The organism is Streptomyces sioyaensis (assembly GCF_004122735.1).
Classification (GTDB): Bacteria; Actinomycetota; Actinomycetes; order Streptomycetales; family Streptomycetaceae; genus Streptomyces; species Streptomyces sioyaensis.
In genome coordinates, this window is record NZ_SDIF01000062.1 from 17,501 (window position 1) to 39,520 (window position 22,020).

At 71.5% G+C, this 22,020-nt stretch carries 13 protein-coding genes and 1 pseudogene; 11 read left to right on the top strand and 3 right to left on the bottom strand.

All coding sequences use genetic code 11. The annotated features are described in order from the left end of the window. The first annotated feature begins 31 nt into the window (after window positions 1-31). The 3 genes from EST54_RS20935 (at window position 32) to hflX (ending at window position 5,832) form a co-directional block, all read left to right on the top strand. The gene (locus tag EST54_RS20935) at window positions 32-2,224 is read left to right on the top strand and encodes a RelA/SpoT family protein (protein WP_129249169.1); all 2,193 of its coding nucleotides are present in this window, start codon (window positions 32-34) and stop codon (window positions 2,222-2,224) included. Window positions 2,225-2,369: 145 nt separating this feature from the next. Continuing rightward, the gene (locus tag EST54_RS20940) at window positions 2,370-4,100 is read left to right on the top strand and encodes a M1 family metallopeptidase (protein ID WP_239012695.1); all 1,731 of its coding nucleotides are present in this window, start codon (window positions 2,370-2,372) and stop codon (window positions 4,098-4,100) included. Between the two features lie 244 nt (window positions 4,101-4,344). Next, window positions 4,345-5,832 (top strand): GTPase HflX, encoded by a 1,488-nt coding sequence (gene hflX / locus EST54_RS20945; RefSeq protein WP_129249170.1) that lies wholly within the window; start codon window positions 4,345-4,347, stop codon window positions 5,830-5,832. Window positions 5,833-5,936: 104 nt separating this feature from the next. Here the strand turns inward: hflX and EST54_RS20950 are convergent, their stop codons facing one another. After that, entirely contained in the window at window positions 5,937-7,127 is a 1,191-nt protein-coding gene (locus tag EST54_RS20950; protein ID WP_129249171.1) for a trypsin-like serine peptidase, read from the bottom strand. Between the two features lie 283 nt (window positions 7,128-7,410). On the opposite strand from EST54_RS20950, the gene EST54_RS20955 reads away from it, so the two are divergent. From EST54_RS20955 to EST54_RS20975, 5 genes are all read left to right on the top strand, one after another. Further along, on the top strand, window positions 7,411-8,805 hold the full coding sequence (locus tag EST54_RS20955; RefSeq protein ID WP_129249172.1) for a diaminobutyrate--2-oxoglutarate transaminase family protein: 1,395 nt from the start codon (window positions 7,411-7,413) through the stop codon (window positions 8,803-8,805). Then, a complete protein-coding gene (locus tag EST54_RS20960) occupies window positions 8,802-10,826 on the top strand; it encodes an IucA/IucC family protein (RefSeq protein ID WP_129249173.1) in 2,025 nt (674 codons plus the stop codon). The genes EST54_RS20955 and EST54_RS20960 overlap by 4 nt, the downstream gene beginning before the upstream one ends. Before the next feature lie 102 nt (window positions 10,827-10,928). Next, window positions 10,929-11,630 (top strand): GNAT family N-acetyltransferase, encoded by a 702-nt coding sequence (locus tag EST54_RS20965; RefSeq protein ID WP_129249174.1) that lies wholly within the window; start codon window positions 10,929-10,931, stop codon window positions 11,628-11,630. 105 nt (window positions 11,631-11,735) lie between these two features. After that, the gene (locus EST54_RS20970; RefSeq protein ID WP_129249175.1) at window positions 11,736-13,502 is read left to right on the top strand and encodes an IucA/IucC family protein; all 1,767 of its coding nucleotides are present in this window, start codon (window positions 11,736-11,738) and stop codon (window positions 13,500-13,502) included. 41 nt (window positions 13,503-13,543) lie between these two features. Next, window positions 13,544-15,520: an ATP-dependent DNA helicase gene (locus EST54_RS20975; RefSeq protein WP_129249176.1), complete on the top strand. Its 1,977-nt coding sequence runs from the start codon at window positions 13,544-13,546 to the stop codon at window positions 15,518-15,520. A gap of 162 nt (window positions 15,521-15,682) precedes the next feature. On the opposite strand, the gene lexA is transcribed toward EST54_RS20975, so the two are convergent. Continuing rightward, on the bottom strand, window positions 15,683-16,483 hold the full coding sequence (gene lexA / locus EST54_RS20980; protein WP_093485531.1) for a transcriptional repressor LexA: 801 nt from the start codon (window positions 16,481-16,483) through the stop codon (window positions 15,683-15,685). A gap of 543 nt (window positions 16,484-17,026) precedes the next feature. On the opposite strand from lexA, the gene nrdR reads away from it, so the two are divergent. Both nrdR and EST54_RS20990 read left to right on the top strand, forming a co-directional pair. Next, entirely contained in the window at window positions 17,027-17,551 is a 525-nt protein-coding gene (nrdR, locus tag EST54_RS20985; RefSeq protein WP_006602682.1) for a transcriptional regulator NrdR, read from the top strand. Window positions 17,552-17,675: 124 nt separating this feature from the next. Further along, window positions 17,676-20,552 (top strand): vitamin B12-dependent ribonucleotide reductase, encoded by a 2,877-nt coding sequence (locus EST54_RS20990; RefSeq protein WP_129249177.1) that lies wholly within the window; start codon window positions 17,676-17,678, stop codon window positions 20,550-20,552. A 229-nt stretch (window positions 20,553-20,781) separates the two neighbouring features. On the opposite strand, the gene EST54_RS20995 is transcribed toward EST54_RS20990, so the two are convergent. Beyond that, window positions 20,782-21,303 (bottom strand): TerD family protein, encoded by a 522-nt coding sequence (locus tag EST54_RS20995; protein ID WP_006602680.1) that lies wholly within the window; start codon window positions 21,301-21,303, stop codon window positions 20,782-20,784. 608 nt (window positions 21,304-21,911) lie between these two features. Between EST54_RS20995 and EST54_RS21000 the strand changes: the two are divergent. Continuing rightward, window positions 21,912-22,020: pseudogene (locus EST54_RS21000) on the top strand (DUF4937 domain-containing protein); the annotation flags it as partial.

Here is a 22,020-nt window from a genome sequence, read left to right on the forward strand (position 1 = left end):
CCACCGCCGGTCGACGCTGCCGGAGGTGCCCATGAGCGCAGAGGCCACTGACCCTGGTAACCATGGAGCGGCGGCCCGCAAGCGCGGCCGCCGTCGACTGGAACTCCGAGGACTGCGCCGTATCGGCCGCGCCGCGCTGCTCGGCCCGGCCCCGCGCGACGGTCTCCCGCACGCCCTCAAGCACGTCGCCAAGGTGCACCGCCACCACCACCCGGACGCCGATCTGGAAACCCTCACCCAGGCCTATCTGCTCGCCGAGTCCTCGCACCGCGGGCAGGTGCGCAAGAGCGGCGAGCCGTACATCACCCACCCGCTCGCGGTGACCCTCATCCTCGCCGAACTGGGCGCGGAAACCACGACCTTGACCGCCTCCCTGCTCCACGACACCGTCGAGGACACGGAAGTGACGCTGGATCAGGTACGGGAACTGTTCGGGGAGGAGGTCTGTTATCTCGTCGACGGTGTCACCAAGCTGGAGAAGGTCGACTACGGCGCCGCCGCCGAGCCGGAGACCTTCCGCAAGATGCTGGTGGCGACGGGCAACGACGTCCGGGTGATGTCCATCAAACTCGCCGACCGGCTGCACAACATGCGCACCCTCGGCGTGATGCGCCCCGAGAAGCAGGCCCGGATCGCCAAGGTGACCCGCGACGTGCTGATCCCGCTCGCCGAACGCCTCGGTGTCCAGGCGCTGAAGGCCGAGCTGGAGGACCTGGTCTTCGCGATCCTGCACCCCGAGGAGTACGCCACCACCCGGGCCCTGGTCGGGGAGTACGCCGCCCGGCCCGATCCGCTCGCCGTCCTCGCCGCGCGGATGCGCACGGTCCTGGACGAGGCCGGCATCGACGCCGAAGTCCACGTCCGTCCACGGCACTTCGTCTCCGTGCACCGCGTTCGCCTCGCGCGCCGTGAGCTGACCGGCGCGGACCTGGGGCGGCTGCTGGTGCTGGTGGCCGAGGACGCCGACTGCTATGCCGTCCTCGGCGAGCTGCACACCTGCTTCACCCCGGTCGTCTCCGAGTTCAAGGACTTCATCGCGGCCCCCAAGTTCAACCTCTACCAGTCGCTGCACACCGCGGTCACCGGCCCGTCGGGGGAGATCGCCGAGACCCTGATCCGTACGCACCAGATGCACCGGGTCGCCGAGGCCGGAGTGATCGCGCTGGGCAATCCGTACGCACCCACGGACGGCGCGGACGCCCCCGAGGGCGAGCGGGCCGACCCGACCCGCCCCGGATGGCTCTCCCGCCTGCTGGAGTGGCAGCGCACCACCCCCGACCCGGACACCTTCTGGACCTCGCTGCGCGATGATCTCGCCCAGGACCGGGAGATCACGGTCTTCTGCGCCGACGCCCCGTCGGACGGCTCGTCCGGCCTCACGGGCGGCACCATCGGCCTGCCCGCCGGGGCCAGTTGTGTGGATGCCGCATACGAGCGGCACGGCGAGGCGGCCCACTGCTGTATCGGCGCCCGGGTCAACGGCCGGCTCGCCACCCTCTCCACCGTCCTGCACGACGGCGACAGCCTGCAGCTGCTGATGGCCCCGGACTCCGCGGCCGGGCCGCTGCCGGAGTGGCTCGACCACGCCCGCACCCCCGCCGCCCGGCTCGCCATCGCCCGGTGGCTGGCTGCGCGGCAGGACCCCGGCGTCCGCCCGGCCGGGCCCGGCGAGACGAGCGCCACGGTGCCCCCCGCCGACCGCCGCACCGCAGGCCAGGTCCGCTCCGGAGCGGACCCGCTCCCCGCCTCGCCGCTCGCGGTGGCGGATCTGCCGGGTGCGACGGTACGGCTGGCCGGCTGCTGCACCCCGGTGCCGCCGGACACCGTCACCGGATTCGCCGTACGCGGCGGCACGGTCACCGTGCACCGCGCCCTGTGCCCCGTCGTGGCGCGGATGGCCGCCACCGGCCGGCAGCCGGTCGGGGTGCACTGGCGCGGCGCCGGCCACGGCGGCCACGGCTGCCGGGTCACCCTCCTGGCCGAGGCCTTCAGCCGGCCGCACCTCCTCGCCGACCTCACCGAGGCCATCGCCTCCCAGGGGGCCGCCGTGGTGTCGGCCGCCGTCGAACCCCCGCACGAACAGCGGGTCCGCCACACCTACACCCTGCATCTGCCGAACGCCGCCGGACTGCCGTCCCTGATGCGGGCCATGCGCCAAGTGCCGGGCGTCTTCGACGTGTTGCGGGCCGGCCGCGCCCGCCAGGCCGCGGTCGTGCGCCCCTGAGGGCCCCGAGGGGACGGAAGATGACGGTCCGTCGGAATCCGGTCTCCGCCTGGCGGCGTAAGACGGGCGCCCGATCCGCCGCCCGTTCGGGTGCCGTTTGCCGCCTCACCCGCGCCGGAGGGGGCCGCGTTGGTAGCCGTAGTGCATGTCCCTTCCCCTGCGTCGCCCGTCCCGCGACCCCGCTCGCGCCGTCCCCGCCCGCGCTCTGCCCCGTACCCTGCGCGGCCGGCTCCCGTGGGCTGTCCGCCGGGCCGCCGTCCTCGGTCTGGCCGCCGCCTGCCTCGGCCTGACCGCACCACCGGCTCCCGGAGAGGCGCAAGGCCTCGGTGACCGCCTCTTCCCCACCCTCGGCAACACCGGCTACGACGTCACGTCCTACGACGTCTCCCTGGACTACTCCGGCCACAACAACCGGCCGATGAACGTCACCACCGAGATCACCGCCCAGGCCACCACCGAGCTCGACCACCTCAACCTCGACTTCGCCCGCGGCACCGTACGCTCCGTGACGATCGGCGGCCAGCCTGCGCGGCACGAGCAGCACGGCGAGGACCTCGTCCTCACCCCGGCCTTCCATGTCTCCCGGGGACAGGAGGTGAAGATCTCCGTCCAGCACACCACCGACCCGCGCGGCACGGGCGACGGCGGCTGGATCCGCACCGCCGACGGGCTGGCGATGGCCAACCAGGCCGATGCCGCGCACCGCGTATTCCCCTGCAACGACCACCCCTCCGACAAGGCGCTCTTCACCTTCCGCATCACCGCGCCCCAGGAGCTGACCGCCGTCGCCAACGGGCTGCCCCAGGGCACCGCCACCCGCGCGGCGCGCCGCACCTGGACCTACCGCACCGCCCACCCCATGGCGACCGAGCTCGCCCAGGTCTCCATCGGGAAGTCCAGCGTGCTGCTGCACCACGGACCCCACGGCCTGCCGATCCGCGATGTCGTCCCGACCGCGGACCGCCCCGCCCTCGCGCGCTGGCTCGGCAGGACCGCGGACCACGTGGCCTGGATGGAGCGCAAGGTCGGCCCCTACCCCTTCGAGGCGTACGGGGTGCTGATCGCCAATGCCACCACCGGCTTCGAGCTGGAGACCCAGACCCTCTCGCTCTTCGAGAAGCCCCTGTTCGGCGCGAACCAGCTGCCCGGCTGGTACGTCGAGTCGGTGATGGTGCACGAGCTGGCCCACCAGTGGTTCGGCGACAGCGTCAGCCCGCGCCGCTGGTCCGACGTCTGGCTCAACGAGGCCCATGCCACCTGGTACGAAGCGCTCTACGCCCAGGAGCGGGGCGACAAGCGGGCCTCGCTGGAGACGCGTATGCACCGCGCCTACCAGCAGTCCAACGGCTGGCGCGCCGAGGGCGGGCCGCCCGCCGCGCCCAAGGCCCCCAGCCCGGGACAGAAGATCAGCATCTTCCGCCCGGTCGTCTACGACGGCAGCGCGCTGGTCCTGTACGCCCTGCGGCAGAAGATCGGCCCCGCGGCCTTCGACCGCCTCGAACGCGAGTGGGTGGCCCGGCACCGTGACGGTGTCGCCGACACCGCCGACTTCGTCCAGCTGGCCTCGGAGGTCGCCGGACAGCAGCTCACCGATTTCTTCCAGGAATGGCTCTACGGCGACCGGACCCCGCCGATGCCGGGGCACCCGGACTGGCGCTCCGCGGGCGCGGTGACCCCCGTCCCCAAGGGGACCGCCGAAGCCCCGGCGCCCAAGAGCACCGGCGGGAGCGCGGCACCCAAGGGAACCGCGGGAACGCCCGCGCCCAAGACTGCCGCCCAGGCGCCCGGCCCGAACGGTGCCGCCGGGACCCCCGCGCCCCAGGGGGCTGCTCGGGTCCCCGCGACCAGGGGGCCCGCCGGGGCCCGTGTGCCCTAGGGGGCTGCCCGGGCGCCCGGCGCCGGGGGAGGGGCCGGAACTCCGGGGAAACCCGCGTGACGGCCCTTTCCGGTCGTGGGACCATCATGGGGTCGGCACCGGCCGGGCCGGGGAATCTCCGGGACGGCTCGGACGTTGACACCTTCGACGGCCGCGGATCTCCCGCGACGGTCGTGGCACCACCGACAGTCCCGGTGGGGGCAGCAGGTCCCCGCAAGGGCTCACCGACGACGCAAAGGATCAAATGACCTCCTCTTCTTCCCTTCCGCAGGACCGGCAGCGCCTCTCCGAGAGCCTTCGGGCCCACGCCCTGATGGAAGAGGACGTCGCCTGGAGCCACGAGATCGACGGGGAGCGTGACGGCGAGCAGTACGACCGTTCGGCACGCGCCGCGCTGCGCCGTGTGGCGGGCCTCTCCACCGAGCTCGAGGACGTCACCGAGGTCGAGTACCGGCAGCTCCGTCTGGAGCGGGTGGTGCTCGTCGGCGTCTGGACCACGGGCACGGTCCAGGAGGCGGAGAACTCCCTCGCCGAGCTCGCCGCCCTGGCCGAGACCGCCGGCGCCATGGTGCTCGACGGCGTCATCCAGCGCCGCGACAAGCCCGACCCGGCCACCTACATCGGCTCGGGCAAGGCCTTGGAGCTGCGCGACATCGTGCTCGAATCCGGGGCCGACACCGTGGTCTGTGACGGTGAGCTCTCCCCGGGCCAGCTGATCCACCTCGAGGACGTCGTCAAGGTCAAGGTGGTCGACCGGACCGCCCTGATCCTCGACATCTTCGCCCAGCACGCCAAGTCCCGGGAGGGCAAGGCGCAGGTCTCGCTGGCGCAGATGCAGTACATGCTCCCCAGGCTCCGTGGCTGGGGTCAGTCGCTGTCCCGGCAGATGGGTGGTGGTGGCTCCGGTTCGGCCGGCGGCGGCATGGCCACCCGTGGCCCCGGTGAGACCAAGATCGAGACGGACCGTCGGCGGATCCGCGAGAAGATGGCGAAGATGCGCCGGGAGATCGCGGAGATGAAGACCGGCCGGGACATCAAGCGCCAGGAGCGCCGGCGCCACAAGGTCCCCTCGGTCGCCATCGCCGGCTACACCAACGCCGGCAAGTCCTCGCTGCTCAACCGCCTCACCGGCGCCGGCGTCCTGGTGGAGAACGCCCTGTTCGCCACCCTGGACCCGACCGTCCGCCGGGCCGAGACGCCCAGCGGACGGCTCTACACCCTCGCCGACACCGTCGGCTTCGTCCGGCATCTGCCGCACCACCTCGTCGAGGCGTTCCGCTCCACGATGGAGGAGGTCGGCGAGTCCGATCTCATCCTGCATGTGGTCGACGGTTCGCATCCGGTGCCCGAGGAGCAGCTGGCCGCCGTACGCGAGGTGATCCGCGAGGTGGGCGCGACGGACGTGCCCGAGATCGTGGTCGTCAACAAGGCCGACGCGGCCGATCCGCTGGTGCTGCAGCGTCTGCTGCGCCAGGAGAAGCACGCGCTGGCGGTCTCGGCCCGTACGGGCCAGGGCATGGCGGAGCTGCTGGAGCTGCTCGACGAGGAACTCCCCCGGCCGCAGATCGAGATCGAGGTGCTGGTGCCCTACACGAAGGGCGCCCTGGTCTCGCGGGCGCATGCCGAGGGCGAGGTCATCTCCGAGGAGCACACCGCCGACGGCACGGTCCTCAAGGCGCGGGTGCACGAGGAACTGGCCGCCGCGTTCGAGCCGTTCGTGGCGGCGGCGTAACCGCTGCACAGACAGGCCGAAGGCCCGCCCCCGGTCTCCCGGGGGCGGGCCTTCGGCCTGTCTGTGGAGGGGAGGGCGCCGCGGACGGCGCCCTCCTCACCGGGCTACTGCTTGGTCGCCCACTTCTGGCTCATCTTGTCGAAGATGGCCTTGGCCTCGGGGCCCAGGTGCGGGGCGGCCGACCAGCGGGCCGGACGCGGCCCCATCGACATGTTGGAGACCAGCACCGGCTTGCCGTCGGCGCCCTTGATGAACCAGGGGCCACCGGAGGAACCGCCGGTCATGGTGCAGCCGATCCGGTACATGGTCGGCTTCTTGGCGTCCATCGACAGCCGGGTCGGCTTGTCGGTGCACTGCTGCTGCGCCGCACCGTCGAACGGCGGCTCGGCCGGGTAACCCTGCGCCGTCATGCTCGGGATCTTGGCCATCGCCGGCGCGTTGAAGTCGACCTGGTAGGCGCCGCCGGCCACCTCTTCCAGCGACTTGCCGCCGGTGTTCTCCTCCGGCTTCACATGCATCAGCGCGAAGTCGTACGGGGCCATCGGCACGCCGGGAACGGCGCCGCCGGCCTTGATCCACTCGCTGGACGTCGCCATGTCGTCCGCCCACCACTTGCCCGACGGGACGCGGTCCTCGAAGGGGGTGGTCTTCAACTTGTCGGCGGAGCCGCCGTTCTTGTTGAAGTTCGGCACGAACATCATGTTGCGGTACCAGCCGCCGTTCTTGCCGGCGTGCACACAGTGCGCCGCGGTCCACACCAGGTTGGACTTACCGGGGTGCGCCGGGTCCTTGACGACGGTGGCGGAGCAACGCGAGCCGCCCTCAGGGGTGCTGAACAGCAGCAGGCCCACGCCGGGAGCGGTGGAGGTGTACGGGGTCCTGACGGGACGGGCCGGGACGGCGGCGGGCTCAGGGTCGGTCTTGCCCTGGTCCTCGGAGATGTCCTCGGGCTTGCTGGGGTCCTGGGGCGGCTTGACCTTGTCGATCTTGTCCTTGTCCCAGAAGTCCTTGATGATCGGGTTGATGAACTCCCCGGCCTCCCGGAGCCACTTGTCCCGGTCCCAGTTCTTCCACTCGCCGTTCTTCCACTTGTCCAGGTTGATGCCGTGTTCCTTGAGCTTGTCCTGGATGTCCTGAGGAATCTTGAAATCACCCCCGCCCGTGGTGTCCTGGGCCGCGGCCTGGCTGGGCTTGGCGTCCGCGTTGTCGCCCCCCGGTCCACAGCCGGTGGCGGTCAGCGCCACGACGGCGGTGAGGGCGGCGGCGGCCAGGACCGGCCGACGTATGGATCGCATGGGTGAGTTCCCCCTGGTGAATTCGGCCTGAGCCGGTGTGACTTCTGCGGTGCTGCGCCGGTTTGTTCTTTGTCATGAACCCCAAGATCCGGCGCAACACCCCACTATGCCGGTGACGATGGGGACGGCGGAACTCGGGTCCCCGGTTTCACGCCCCTCAAGGATCTTGTCCTCAGCCGTGATCCCGGGTCCCCGCCGTCGTTGGTACGTACGGGGGACGGCCGGGCTGCCCGCAGGGCCCGCGCGGCTTTCAGCCGCTCACCAGCAGGAGGACACAACTGCCGTGGCGTTGACCGAATCCGTTCCGGCGGCCGCGCCGCCGGCCCACCAGGGGATCCTGCGCCGACAGTCCCTGCGTGAGTCCGCTGCCCGTACGTACGCCCGCTCGCTGCCCATCGTTCCGGTGCGCGCCCGCGGGCTGACCATCGAGGGCGCCGACGGCAGGCGCTATCTCGACTGTCTCTCCGGCGCCGGCACCCTGGCGCTCGGCCACAACCACCCCGTGGTGCTCGAAGCGATCCGTGCGGTCCTCGACTCCGGGGCACCCCTGCACATCCTCGACCTGGCCACGCCCGTCAAGGACGCCTTCACCACCGAGCTCTTCGCCACGCTCCCCAGGGAGTTGGCCGAAAAGGGGCGCATCCAGTTCTGCGGCCCGGCCGGCACGGACGCCGTCGAGGCCGCCTTCACCCTCGTCCGCACCGCGACCGGCCGGGAGGGGCTGATGGCCTTCTCCGGCGCGTATCACGGCATGACCGCACAGGCGCTGGCCGCCTCCGGGGGAGCGCAGCACACCAGCGTGGTCCGGTTGCCCTATCCGTACGACTACCGCTGTCCGTTCGGCACCGGCGGTGAGCGGGGCGCCGAACTCGCCGCGCGCTGGACCCAGAGCCTGCTCGACGACCACAAGAGCGGGGTGGCGGGGCCGGCCGGGATGATCCTGGAACCCGTCCAGGGCGAGGGCGGCGTGATCCCCGCGCCGGACAGCTGGCTGCGGCGCATGCGGGAACTCACCGCCGCCCGGCAGATCCCGCTGATCGTGGACGAGGTACAGACCGGCGTCGGCCGCACCGGCGCCTTCTGGGCCATCGAACACAGCGGCATCGTGCCCGATGTGCTGGTGCTGTCGAAGGCCATCGGCGGCAGTCTGCCGCTGGCCGTGATCGTCTACCGCGAGGAACTCGACGGCTGGCAGCCCGGCGCACATGCGGGCACCTTCCGCGGCAACCAGCTCGCCATGGCCGCCGGCCGGGCCACCCTCGCCTACGTCCGCGACAACGGCCTCGACCGGCGTGCCGGGGAGCTCGGCGCCCGGATGCTCGCCCGGCTCACCTCCCTCGCCGGCGCCCACGACTGCATCGGCGACGTCCGCGGCCGCGGACTCATGCTCGGGGTCGAAATCGTCGACCGCGACGCCGATGCCGATGCCCACGGCGCCCGCCCCGCCGATCCGCGGCTCGCCGCGGCCGTCCAGCACGCCTGCCTGGACCGCGGCCTGATCGTCGAGCTGGGCGGCCGGCACTCCGCCGTCGTCCGGCTGCTGCCACCCCTGACCATCACCGACGAACAGGCGGACGCGATCCTCGACCGCCTCGCCGACGCCATCACGGCGGCGGTCCGCATCCTCCCCGGGCCGACGGGCTCGTCCCCCACGACAATGCGAGGCATCTCCCCATGAACGAACGACCCGGCCCCGACGGCGGTCAGCCTGCCGAGCGCGTCCCCGCCCACCAGGGTGCGGGCACCATCGAGTCGGTGCCGCGCCAGCAGCGCCGCGCCGCGGACCACGCCTGCCACCAGCAGACCCACGAGGACGCCGGCCGGGCCGCCGCCCACGACGGCCCGGGACCGTACGACCGTGCCCGCTGCGGTGAGCACGACCCGCTCGACCACCCGGATCCGGCGGTCGCCGCCGACGCCGCGGGCATCGAGCATCTGCTGCGCTGCTGGCTGCGCGAGAGCGGCGCCGACCGTCCGGCCGACGGCCGGCTGCGCCTTCCGCTGCGGGCCGTCGCCGGCGCCCTGCACATCCCCGTGCGCTACTGGTCACTCACCGGCTGGCACCGCCTGGGCGCCCCCACCCTCGAAGGCGCCCCGGCCGGGGCCGCCCCGCTGGACGCCGTCACCCTCGCCGCGCTGCTGCGCCGGGAGGCCGTGCACGGTGACCGCCGGGCCTCCGACGGCGGGGAGCACCGCGTGGCGGACGCCGACGAGCGGCCGGACCCGGACGCCGGGCAGCAGCAGGCACCGGACGGCGACGGCGCCGAACTCATCGGCCGGGTCGCCAACTCCGTACGCAACGTCGCCACCTTCCTGACCGACCGGCGTGCCCGGCCCGCCGACGAGCACGGCGCCCTCTTCCTCGAAGCCGAACAGTCCCTCCTCCTGGGCCATCCGCTGCACCCCACGCCCAAGAGCCGCGAGGGGCTCTCCGACGCCGAACTCCGTGCGTATTCGCCCGAAATGCGGGGCGCCTTCCGGCTCCACTGGATGGCCGTGCACCGCTCCGTCCTGGCCGCCGACTCCGCCTGGACCGAACGCGGCAAGCCCGTACCGGCCGAGCGGCTGGTGCTGCGCCTCGCCGGGGACGGCCTGCAACTCCCCGACGAGACCGTGCCGTTGCCGCTGCACCCCTGGCAGGCCAGGGAACTCGCCGACCGCCCCGAGACCGCCGCCCTGTGCGCGGCCGGTCTGCTCCACGACCTCGGCGCCCACGGCGCCCCCTGGCACCCCACCTCCTCCGTCCGCACGGTCTACCGTCCGGACGCCCACGCCATGCTCAAGCTCTCCCTCGGGCTGCGCATCACCAACTCCCGCCGGGAGAACCTCCGCAAGGAACTGGCCCGCGGTGTCGAGGTGCACCGCCTGCTGCGCACCGGCCTCGCCGAGCAGTGGCAGTCCGTGCACCCGGGCTTCGACATCGTCCGCGACCCGGCCTATCTGGCCGTCGACGGCCTCGGCGGCGACCCCGTCCAGGGCCTCGATGTCGTCATCCGCCACAACCCCTTCAGCACCACCGACGACGCCGTCTGCATCGCCGGCCTCACCTCGCCCCGGCCCTGGCCCGGCCACCCAGGGGTGCGCTCCCGGCTTGAGGACCTCGTCACCACGCTCGGCGCCCGCACCGGCCGCACCCTCGACGCGGTGGCCACCGAGTGGTTCCTGCGCTACCTCGAAGTGGTCGTACGGCCCCTGCTGTGGCTCGACGGCACCGCCGGCATCGTCCTGGAAGCCCACCAGCAGAACACCCTGGTACTGCTGGACCCCGACGGCTGGCCGGTCGGTGGCCGCTACCGCGACAACCAGGGCTACTACTTCCGTGCCTCCCGCCGCGCCGAGCTGGAACGGCGGCTGCCCGGCATCGGTGCCGCCAGCGACACCTTCGTCTCCGATGACGTCACCGACGAACGGTTCGCCTACTACCTCGGCATCAACAACGTCCTCGGACTGATCGGAGCCTTCGGCGCCCAGCGTCTGGTCCGCGAGGAGATCCTGCTCGCCGCCTTCCGGCGCTTCCTCGCCGATGCCGCCGCGGCCCCCCGCGCCCACCGTTCGCGCCTCCCCGAGCAGCTGCTGGCCGCCCGCACGCTGCGCTGCAAGGCCAACCTGGCGACCCGGCTGCACGGCCTGGACGAACTCGTCGGCCCCGTCGAAACCCAGTCCGTCTACGTCACCCTGCCCAACCCCCTCGCCCCGTAGCCGCCCACCGCACCCCCCGACAGCAGCATCCCGTACCCCGGCGCCGGCGCCCCGCGACCGATCAGGCCACGCGGCACGCGGCCACGAGAGGAGAGCGTCGCCGTGCCACCGACCGATTCCGGCCTCAGCTCCAGCTCCGACGACACCCTCGCACCGCAGCTCCCGCCCGACTGCGGGGCGCTGTGCGGGGACGGCCACGAGCAGCCGGCGTCCCCGGACGGCGGCCCGGCCGCCGGGCCGCTGCTCGACAACCTGGCGGGCTGGGCAGCGGCCGACACCCCCGCCGGCCCGTTCGCGCTCGTGCCCGTCCGGCCGGCCCGCGACCTCGACCGGGTCACCGGCTGGATGAACGATCCGGCGGTCGCGGCCTTCTGGGAGCTGGCCGGCCCGCCGGAGACCACCGCCGCCCATCTGCGCAGCCAGCTCGACGGCGACGGCCGCAGCGTGCCCTGCCTGGGAGTGCTGGCCGGAGTCCCGATGAGCTACTGGGAGATCTACCGCGCCGATCTCGACCCCCTCGCCCGCCACTACCCGGCCCGGCCCCAGGACACCGGCATCCATCTGCTCCTCGGCGCCGGGTACCGCGGGCGCGGGCTGGGCGGCACGCTGCTGCGCGCCACCGCCGACCTCGTCCTCGACCACCGCCCGTCGTGCACACGGGTCGTCGCCGAGCCCGATCTGCGCAACACCGCCTCCGTCGCGGCCTTTCTGAGCGCCGGATTCCGCTATGCCGACGAGCTCGAACTGCCCGTCAAACGCGCGGCGTTGATGGTCCGCGACCGTGCCCACCGCCAGCTGCTCTGACCCCGGGACCGTCCGTCGACGGTCCCGTTCCGGTTCGCCGTCCATTCCGCTGCCCCGGTTGTCCCCCACACGAGCCGGGGCGGTCCCGTTTCGAGGAGTCCCGCCTTGTCTCCTGAACCCCAGCCTTCGCACCGCGCCTGGCAGCACGCCGCGCGCCGACTGTTCGCCAAGATCCTGGCGGAGTTCGCGTACGAGGAAATCCTCACCCCCGAGCCCGACGGCACCGCCCCCGACGGCACCGCGCGATACCGTCTGCCGGTCACCGACGACCTGGTCTACCGCTTCCGTGCCCGCCGCGGCGCCTACGGGCACTGGCGCATCGACCCCGCTTCGATCACCCCCGGCACCGATCCCTTCCACTTCCTCACCCACGCCCATGACACCGTCCTGGGCCTGTCCGGCGACACCACCGGCCATCTCATCCGGGAGCTGACCGCCACCCTGACCGCCGACACCCGGCTCGACGCCACCGCCCTCAGCGCCGCCGACCTCGCCGACCTGGACTACGCCGGCCTCGAAGGCCACCAGACCGGCCACCCCTGGCTCGTCGCGAACAAGGGCCGGCTCGGCTTCTCCGCCCAGGACGCGGCCACCTGGGCCCCCGAGGCCCGCACCGCACGGCGTCTGCCCTGGCTCGCCGCGCACCACCGCATCGCCCACTACCGCGGTATCCCCACGCTGGCCACCCCCGACCGTCTCTACGGCGAGGAGCTGGACCCCGCCACCCGTCATGCCTTCGCCCGCACCATCACCGACCGGGGCCACGACCCCGCCGACTACCTCTACCTCCCCGTGCACCCCTGGCAGTGGGACGAGACCATCGCCCCGCTCTTCGCCCCGCAGCTCGCCGACGGATCCATCATCGCGCTGCCCACTGACAACGACCTCCGCCTGCCGCAGCAGTCCATCCGCACCTTCCTCAACGTCAGCCGTCCCGAGGCCCGTACGGTCAAGCTTCCGCTGTCGATCCTCAACACCCTGGTGTGGCGCGGCCTGCCCACCGAGCGCACCCTCGCCGCCCCCGCCGTCACCCGCTGGGTCCACGGCCTGCGCGACGCCGACCCCTATCTGCGCGACGAGACCCGGGTGATCCTGCTCGGCGAGACCGCCTCCGTCACCGTCGAGCACCCTCTTTACGACCGGCTGCCCGGTGTTCCGTACCAGTTCAAGGAGCTGCTGGGCTGCATCTGGCGCGAGCCGGTCAGCGGCCGGCTCGACCCCGGCGAACGCGCCCGCACCCTGGCGGCGCTGCTGCAGACCGACCCCGAGGGCCGCGCGCTGACCGCGGAGCTGGTGCGCCGCTCGGGGCTCGCCCCGCGCGACTGGCTGAGCCGGCTGTTCACCGCACTGCTGCCGCCCCTGCTGCACTTCCTCTACCAGTACGGCACGGTCTTCTCCCCGCACGGCGAGAACGCCATCGTCGTCTTCGACGCCCACGACGTCCCCACCCGCCTCGCGGTCAAGGACTTCGTCGACGACGTCAACACCAGCTCCTGGCGGCTCCCGGAGCACGACGCCATGCCGGACGACGTCCGCACGGTCCTGCTGACCGAACCGCCCTCCTTCCTCACCCAGTTCATCCACTCCGGCCTGTTCGTCGGGGTCTTCCGCTACCTCGCGCCGCTGTGCGCGGACCAACTGGACGTTCCCGAGGCCGAGTTCTGGTCACTCGTCCGGGCGGAGATCCTGCGCCACCACGAGCGCTTCCCCCACCTCAAGGAGCGGCACGAGACCTTCGACCTGCTCACCCCGCGGATCGAGCGGCTGTGTCTGAACCGCAACCGTCTGCATGTGGACGGTTACCGCGACCGCCGCGACAGACCGCACGCGGCCGTGCACGGCACCGTCCCCAACCCCCTGCATCTGCCGTGAACCGGGTGGCTGTCAGTGGTCCCGCGTAGGCTTGCCACGCTATGACGAAGCCCTCCCTCCCCGATCTGCTCCACGCCGCCGTCACCGCCGTCGGCGGCACCGAGCGCCCCGGCCAGGTGGCGATGGCCGAGGCCGTCGCCGAAGCCGTGGACGACACTGCCCATCTGCTCGTCCAGGCCGGCACCGGCACCGGAAAGTCCCTCGGCTATCTGGTTCCGGCGCTCGCCCATGGCGAGAGAGTCGTCGTCGCCACGGCCACCCTCGCGCTGCAGCGCCAGCTGGTGGAGCGCGATCTTCCACGTACCGTCGACGCCCTCCATCCGCTGCTGCGCCGCCGCCCGGAGTTCGCCATGCTCAAGGGCCGCTCCAATTACCTGTGTCTGCACCGCCTCCGTGAGGGCGCCCCACAGGAAGAGGAGGACGGCCTCTTCGACGTGTTCGAGCAGGCGACGCCGACCAGCAAGCTCGGCAAGGATCTGCTGCGGCTGCGCGACTGGGCGGACGAGACCGAGACCGGCGACCGCGATGCGCTGACCCCCGGGGTCTCCGACCGCGCCTGGGGCCAGGTCTCGGTCTCCTCCCGCGAATGCGTGGGCGCCTCGAAGTGCGCCTACGGGGCGGAGTGCTTCGCCGAGGCCGCACGGGAGCGCGCCAAGCTCGCCGATGTGGTCATCACCAACCACGCACTGCTCGCCATCGATGCGATCGAGGGCGCCCCGGTCCTCCCGTCGCACGAGGTCCTGATCATCGACGAGGCCCATGAGCTGGTCTCCCGGGTCACGGGCGTCGCCACCGGCGAGCTCACCCCCGGCCAGGTCAACCGCGCCGTCCGCCGGGCCGCCAAGCTCGTCAACGAAAAGGTCGCCGACCAGCTCCAGACCGCCGCGGAGTCCTTCGAGCGGCTGATGGAGCTGGCTCTGCCCGGCCGCCTCGAAGAGATCCCCGAGGATCTCGGCTACTGCCTGATGGCGCTGCGGGATGCGGCCCGTACGGTCGTCGCGGCGCTCGGCGCGACCCGCGACAAGTCGGTCCAGGACGAGGACGCCGTCCGCAAGCAGGCGCTCGCCTCGGTGGAGAACGTCCATGCCGTCGCCGAGCGGATCGCCAACGGCTCCGAGTACGACGTCGTCTGGTACGAACGCCATGACCGCTTCGGCGCCTCCCTGAGGGTGGCCCCGCTCTCGGTCTCCGGTCTGCTGCGCGAGAAGCTCTTCGAGGACCGCTCGGTGGTCCTCACCTCCGCCACCCTCAAACTGGGCGGCGACTTCAACGGGGTCGCGGCCTCCATGGGCCTGGCCCCCGAGGGCACGGCGGGCGAGGACGTCCCGCCCTGGAAGGGGCTCGACGTCGGCTCGCCCTTCGACTACGCGAAGCAGGGCATCCTCTATGTCGCCAAGCATCTGGCCCAGCCGGGCCGTGAGGGCAGCCGCACCGACATGCTCGCCGAGCTCGCCGAGCTGATCGAGGCGGCGGGCGGCCGCACCCTCGGACTGTTCTCGTCGATGCGCGCGGCCCAGGCCGCGGCCGAGGAGCTGCGCGGCCGGCTGGATCTGCCGATCCTGCTCCAGGGTGAGGAGACGCTCGGCGAGCTGATCAAGGCCTTCGCCGCGGATGCCCGTACGTGCCTGTTCGGCACGCTGTCGCTGTGGCAGGGCGTCGATGTACCGGGCGCGAACTGCCAGCTGGTGGTGATGGACCGGGTGCCGTTCCCGCGCCCCGACGATCCGCTGATGAGTGCCCGGCAGAAGGCCGTGGAGGAGGCCGGCGGCAATGGCTTCATGGCGGTCGCGGCGACCCATGCGGCTCTGCTGATGGCCCAGGGCGCCGGCCGTCTGGTCCGCGCCACCGGCGACCGCGGTGTGGTGGCCGTCCTCGACCCCCGGGTGGAGCGGGCCCGCTACGGCTCCTTCCTCCGCAGGTCGATGCCCGATTTCTGGTACACGACCGACCGCAACCAGGTCCGCCGCTCCCTGGCCGCCATCGATGCAGCAGCAAAGGCCTCACAGGCCGACGCATAGGCGGCGCACCATCCGGCGGCGCCGCAACCCTCTCTTGCGCACCCCACCGGACCGCCACCCCCTCCGCGAAAGACGTGGAGAGGAAGCGGCGCCGGCTCACACGCAACAAACAGAGCCCCGGAACCGGCGCAGTGGTTCCGGGGCTCGGTCGTGAGGGGTGGCTCAGACGCGGCGGAGCACCGCCACCACCTTGCCGAGGATGGTCGCCTCGTCGCCGGGGATCGGCTGGTACGCGGAGTTGTGCGGCAGCAGCCAGACGTGGCCGTCCTCGCGCTTGAAGCGCTTGACCGTGGCCTCGCCTTCCAGCATGGCGGCGACGATGTCGCCGTTCTCGGCGACCGGCTGGCGGCGGACCGTGACCCAGTCGCCGTCGCAGATCGCGGCCTCGATCATGGAGTCGCCGACGACCTTCAGCACGAACAGTTCGCCGTCACCGACGAGCTGACGGGGGAGCGGGAAGACGTCCTCGACCGACTCCTCGGCGAGGATCGGGCCGCCGGCGGCGATACGGCCGACCAGGGGGACATAGGAAGCGGCGGGCTTACCGGCGGTCTCCGTCGCCGTCGAGCTCGACTGGTCCGAGCCGCGGACCTCGTACGCCCGGGGGCGGTGCGGGTCACGCCGCAGGAAGCCCTTGCGTTCGAGCGCCATGAGCTGATGGGCGACGGACGAGGTGCTGGACAGCCCGACGGCCTGGCCGATCTCGCGCATGGACGGCGGGTAGCCGCGGCGCTGCACCGAATCCCGGATCACCTCGATCACCCGGCGCTGGCGGTCGGTGAGCCCGGAACTGTCGGCCCGGATCCCGGGTGGCCGGCCGGGAAGCGAGCGGGCGGGCTTCTGCTCTTCGGAGTCCAACGTGGCGTCGTCCATCGGCGGCCGCTGTGCCTTGTGCGGATGCTCGAACCGGCCCTGGGAGTGGCTTTGTGCGGTGATGGTCGCGCTGTCTGCGGTGGTGGTCACGTCGGCCCCTCTCGAAATGTTCTCCCTGGTTAGCCAACGGTAGTTGCTTTCGAAAGGTTGCGCCAAACACACGTTCGAGTGAAATATTCGCCGATTGGCTGACCTGGGTGAGGGGCTGGGTGTATGGCCGAGCGGCATTCCGCGCCCTCGTCGCACCGTCCCGCCCGCGACTCGGGCCGGCGGGCGTCCCCGGACGCGTCGGGGCGCGGAGGCCGGGGCGGCCGCCGCCGCGACCCCGCCGATACTGTCACCCCGCCCCGCCGCGCTCCCGGCCGGGGCGCTTCCCGTACCCTCGTCTGCGGCCGCCCGACCCGCAGTCACCGCGACACGCGGTAGGCGCATGTAAGCGGCCCGACACCACATCTAGTGGTTAGATGCCTTCGACTACCTAGAAGTTGTGGTGCCTGGTCTCTCGACCGGGCGGGGATCGCTTATGCTGGGTACTGCTCCGAAGGGCCCGTACGGACCGGCCGGAGGTCTGTGCCGTGCGCCGGGTTCGTTGGCGTACGTACGTCCGTATATCAAGGGTGAGGAGGGTGGACCGTGCACTGCCCCTTCTGCAGGCACCCGGACAGCAGGGTCGTCGACAGCCGTACCACCGATGACGGGACGGCGATCCGCCGGCGCCGCCAGTGCCCCGACTGCTCCCGCCGTTTCACGACGATCGAGACGGCGTCGCTGATGGTGATCAAGCGGAGTGGGGTCACCGAGCCCTTCAGCCGCGACAAGGTCATCGCGGGGGTGCGCAAGGCGTGCCAGGGGCGCCCGGTCACCGAGGACGCCCTCGCCAAGCTCGGCCAGCGGGTCGAGGAGGCGGTGCGCGCCACCGGCAGCGCCGAGCTGACCACTCATGACGTCGGGCTCGCCATACTGGGCCCGTTGCAGGAACTCGACCTCGTCGCGTACCTGCGCTTCGCGTCCGTTTACCGGGCATTCGATTCACTCGAAGACTTCGAGGCGGCCATCGCCGAGCTGCGGGAGCAGCGCGAGCAGGGGCCGCCCGGGCAGGACCACGGGACCGAGGGCGAAGGCCCGGCCGTTCCCGTGCCCGCCACCGCCGCCGACTGAGCTCGGCGCACATCCAGGACCTGAACCGGGGCGAGAGCAGGGCGTCCCGGTGGCAGAAAGACAAACACCGTGCCACGGAATGAGTGCGCACATATGGGCGTTTGCCCGTATACAGGGAGGCGGAATGACAGAGACGACGAGCGGCCCGGCACGAGGCTCCCGCGCCAAGGGCAGCAAGGCGAGCAAGGGGCTGCGTATCGAGCGCATCCACACCACCCCCGGCGTGCATCCGTACGACGAGGTGGAGTGGGCGTCTCGTGACGTCGTCATGACCAACTGGCGCGACGGCTCGGTCAACTTCGAGCAGCGTGGCGTCGAGTTCCCCGAATTCTGGTCGGTGAACGCGGTCAACATCGTCACGAGCAAGTACTTCCGTGGCGCGGTGGGGTCCCCGACCCGTGAGTCCAGCCTCAAGCAGCTGATCGACCGCGTGGTCAAGACGTACCGCAAGAGCGGCGAGGAGAACGGTTACTTCGCCTCCCCGGCGGACGCCGAGATCTTCGAGCACGAGCTCGCCTACGCCCTGCTCCACCAGGTCTTCAGCTTCAACTCCCCGGTGTGGTTCAACGTCGGCACCCAGCAGCCGCAGCAGGTCAGCGCCTGCTTCATCCTCGCCGTGGACGACTCCATGGAGTCGATCCTCGACTGGTACAAGGAAGAGGGGATGATCTTCAAGGGCGGCTCCGGCGCCGGCCTGAACCTCTCCCGCATCCGCTCCTCCAAGGAGCTGCTCTCCTCCGGCGGCAACGCCTCCGGTCCGGTCTCCTTCATGCGCGGCGCCGACGCGTCCGCCGGAACGATCAAGTCCGGTGGTGCCACCCGGCGCGCGGCCAAGATGGTCGTCCTGGACGTGGACCACCCCGACGTCGAGGCCTTCATCGAGACCAAGGTGAAGGAGGAGGAGAAGATCCGCGCGCTGCGCGACGCGGGCTTCGACATGGACCTGGGCGGCGACGACATCACGTCCGTCCAGTACCAGAACGCCAACAACTCGGTCCGGGTCAACGACGAGTTCATGAAGGCCGTCGAGACCGGCTCGAAGTTCGGGCTGCGCGGCCGGATGACCGGCGAGGTCATCGAGGAGGTCGACGCCAAGGGCCTCTTCCGCAAGATGGCGGAGGCCGCCTGGGCGTGCGCCGACCCCGGCATCCAGTACGACGACACCATCAACCACTGGCACACCTCGCCGGAGACGGGCCGCATCACCGCGTCCAACCCGTGCAGCGAGTACATGCACCTGGACAACTCCTCGTGCAACCTCGCCTCGCTCAACCTCCTGAAGTTCCTGCGCGACGACGACCTGGGCAACCAGTCCTTCGACGCCGAGCGCTTCGCCAAGGTCGTCGAGCTCGTCATCACCGCGATGGACATCTCCATCTGCTTCGCCGACTTCCCCACCCAGAAGATCGGCGAGACCACCCGCGCCTACCGCCAGCTGGGCATCGGTTACGCCAACCTCGGCGCCCTGCTGATGGCCACCGGCCACGCCTACGACTCCGACGGCGGCCGTGCGCTCGCCGGTGCCATCACCTCTCTGATGACCGGCACCTCCTACAAGCGCTCCGCCGAGCTCGCCGCGGTCGTCGGCCCGTACGACGGCTACGCCCGCAACGCCGACGCCCACAAGCGCGTCATGAAGCAGCACTCCGACGCCAACGGTGTCGCCACGCGCATGGACGACCTGGACACCCCGGTCTGGGCGGCGGCCACCGAGGCCTGGCAGGACGTGCTGCGCCTGGGCGAGAAGAACGGCTTCCGCAACGCGCAGGCCTCCGTGCTGGCTCCGACCGGCACCATCGGCCTGATGATGGACTGCGACACCACGGGCGTCGAGCCGGACCTGGCCCTGGTCAAGTTCAAGAAGCTGGTCGGCGGCGGCTCCATGCAGATCGTGAACAACACGGTCCCCAAGGCGCTCAAGCGGCTCGGCTACCAGCCCGAGCAGGTCGAGGCGATCGTCGCCCACATCGCCGATCACGGCAATGTCATCGACGCCCCCGGCCTCAAGCCGCAGCACTACGAGGTCTTCGACTGCGCCATGGGCGAGCGCTCCATCTCCCCGATGGGCCATGTCCGCATGATGGCCGCGGCCCAGCCGTTCCTCTCCGGTGCGATTTCCAAGACGGTCAACGTCCCCGAGTCGGCCACCGTCGAGGAGATCGAGGACGTCTACTTCCAGGGCTGGCAGCTCGGCCTGAAGGCGCTGGCGATCTACCGCGACAACTGCAAGGTCGGCCAGCCGCTCTCCGCCAAGAAGAAGGAGGAGGAGAAGAAGGCCGAGCCGGTCGCCGAGAAGAAGGTCGTCGAATACCGCCCGGTGCGCAGGCGCCTCCCCAAGGGCCGTCCCGGCATCACCACCTCCTTCACGGTCGGCGGCGCCGAGGGCTACATGACCGCCAACTCCTACCCGGACGACGGTCTCGGTGAGGTCTTCCTGAAGATGTCCAAGCAGGGCTCGACCCTCGCGGGCATGATGGACGCCTTCTCCATCGCGGTGTCGGTGGGCCTCCAGTACGGCGTGCCGCTGGAGACCTACGTCTCGAAGTTCACCAACATGCGCTTCGAGCCGGCCGGCATGACGGACGACCCGGACGTGCGGATGGCGCAGTCGATCGTCGACTACATCTTCCGCCGCCTGGCGCTGGACTTCCTGCCGTTCGAGACCCGCTCGGCGCTCGGCATCCACTCCGTCGAGGAGCGCCAGCGCCACCTGGAGACCGGTTCGTACGAGCCGTCCGACGACGAGGTCGACGTCGAGGGCCTGGCCCAGTCGGCGCCGCGCCAGATCGAGTCGGCCCAGGAGCCCGCTCCGGCCGTGAAGATCGTCGAGGACGCCGCTGCCCCGGCTCCCCAGCAGGCGCACACCAACGCCGAACTCGTCGAGATGCAGCTGGGCATCAACGCCGACGCGCCGCTGTGCTTCTCCTGCGGGACGAAGATGCAGCGGGCCGGCAGCTGCTACCTGTGCGAGGGCTGCGGGTCGACCAGCGGCTGCAGCTGAGCAGGAGCGAGGCCGCGCGGGAGGGTTCCTCCCGCGCGGCCCGCGGCCCGGGCTGAGACGGCCCGGGCAAGCGTGGAGGGGACCGGCCGGGTGCCGGTCCCCTCCGTCGTGCGTGCCGGGCAATGGTCAGCGCGGGTGCCGCACATCCAGCGAACGGGCCGGCGGAGCGCCGCCGTGGGCGTGGCCGTCAAACGCCGCCGGTGCGCCAGGGAGCAACAACCCCGTCCCGTCAGCGCCCCATCAGCGAGACGAACGCATCCGGGTCGGCGTCGAAGCCCCGGAGGCCGGGACGGAAACGCCATTTGCCCGTCTCGTCCCGGGTGAATTCGGCGACCGTCGCCGCGGTTGCCTCCGCTACCGAGGCGAAGTCGTCCTCCGCCAGATCGGTGTACCCCTCGCGGATCCGTACGGCGGTGTTCGCCACGTCTCCGAAGACCTTGCGGCCCTCGCCCTGCTGGATGGCCACCCCCACGAGGACCCGGGCATAGGTCTCGGACAGTCGGTCCAGTTCCAGCGTCATGATCTCGTCGGCGCCGAACCCCTGGCCGGTCCTGCTGTCCCGGTTGAGGGTGATGGTCCCGTCGGGCGACCGGCTGTCGAAGGCCACCAGATAGGCCGGGTCGCCGTGCGGCGCGTCGGCCGGGTACGTCGCCGCGACGATGTCGAGGTCGTTGTCCGGTGTTCCGATGGGACTGGGGTCCCACTTGAGTGTGACCTCGACCTTTTCGATCCCCTTGTTGAGCGTGCTCACCGGGCTTCCCCTCCTTCATCTCCCGGGGACGCGGCCCGACCCGCGCGATGATCACGCGGACTACTCCCCGGGACTTCCCGTTGGTGGACCATCGTGCCACGCCCGGTGGCCCGTGGGCGGAAGCAACTGTCCCTGGCAGCAGGCGATATGAAGCCGGTGTGGGTGGCTGGAAAGCGTCCTTCGAGGTCTGGCCTGAACGCATGGGCCGGGGCGGTGGTCCGCTCGTCACAGGGGCGATTGAGATGTCTGTGCGGGACATCGGGCGCCGTGGTGGGGGAGCGGCAGATGACCGGGTGCGTAGTGGTGAGGCCGCGGGTGAGGACGAGGACGGAGCGGAGCCGCGTTGCCCGGGTCTGTCGCGCAGTATGGGCGATCAGCCGGGCGGACGCCGGCGGCATTCCGCCGGAGTGGATACGCAGAGTTTCGGCCAGGAACGGATCGGTGGTGGCTTCGTTGCACCGGCAGGAACGGTGCCTGGACGTGGTCGAGGCGGCGGAGCGACAACCGGGCCCGAGCCCCCCATCGGTCCGCGTCCGTATGGAAGTTCGGGGTGGTCGGATTGTGACACGCAGTGATTCCGGTTCGGTCGCGGGCCGTACGATGGCGCGGTGCTTGTCAAGTGGATTCGCCTCACCGTCGTGGACCGTCGAGGGTTCGAGCGGGGGCAGCGGAAATGGGCGGGGCTGCTGGGTGAGCCGGGGTTCCGAGGGCAGGGCG

Bases quoted from the DNA above. Each gene is read 5' to 3' on its own strand.
- EST54_RS20935 (WP_129249169.1), top strand. From the start codon at position 32: ATGAGCGCAGAGGCCACTGACCCTGGTAACCATGGAGCGGCGGCCCGC.
- EST54_RS20940 (WP_239012695.1), top strand. From the start codon at position 2,370: ATGTCCCTTCCCCTGCGTCGCCCGTCCCGCGACCCCGCTCGCGCCGTC.
- hflX (WP_129249170.1), top strand. From the start codon at position 4,345: ATGACCTCCTCTTCTTCCCTTCCGCAGGACCGGCAGCGCCTCTCCGAG.
- EST54_RS20950 (WP_129249171.1), bottom strand. From the start codon at position 7,127: ATGCGATCCATACGTCGGCCGGTCCTGGCCGCCGCCGCCCTCACCGCC.
- EST54_RS20960 (WP_129249173.1), top strand. From the start codon at position 8,802: ATGAACGAACGACCCGGCCCCGACGGCGGTCAGCCTGCCGAGCGCGTC.
- EST54_RS20975 (WP_129249176.1), top strand. From the start codon at position 13,544: ATGACGAAGCCCTCCCTCCCCGATCTGCTCCACGCCGCCGTCACCGCC.
- EST54_RS20990 (WP_129249177.1), top strand. From the start codon at position 17,676: ATGACAGAGACGACGAGCGGCCCGGCACGAGGCTCCCGCGCCAAGGGC.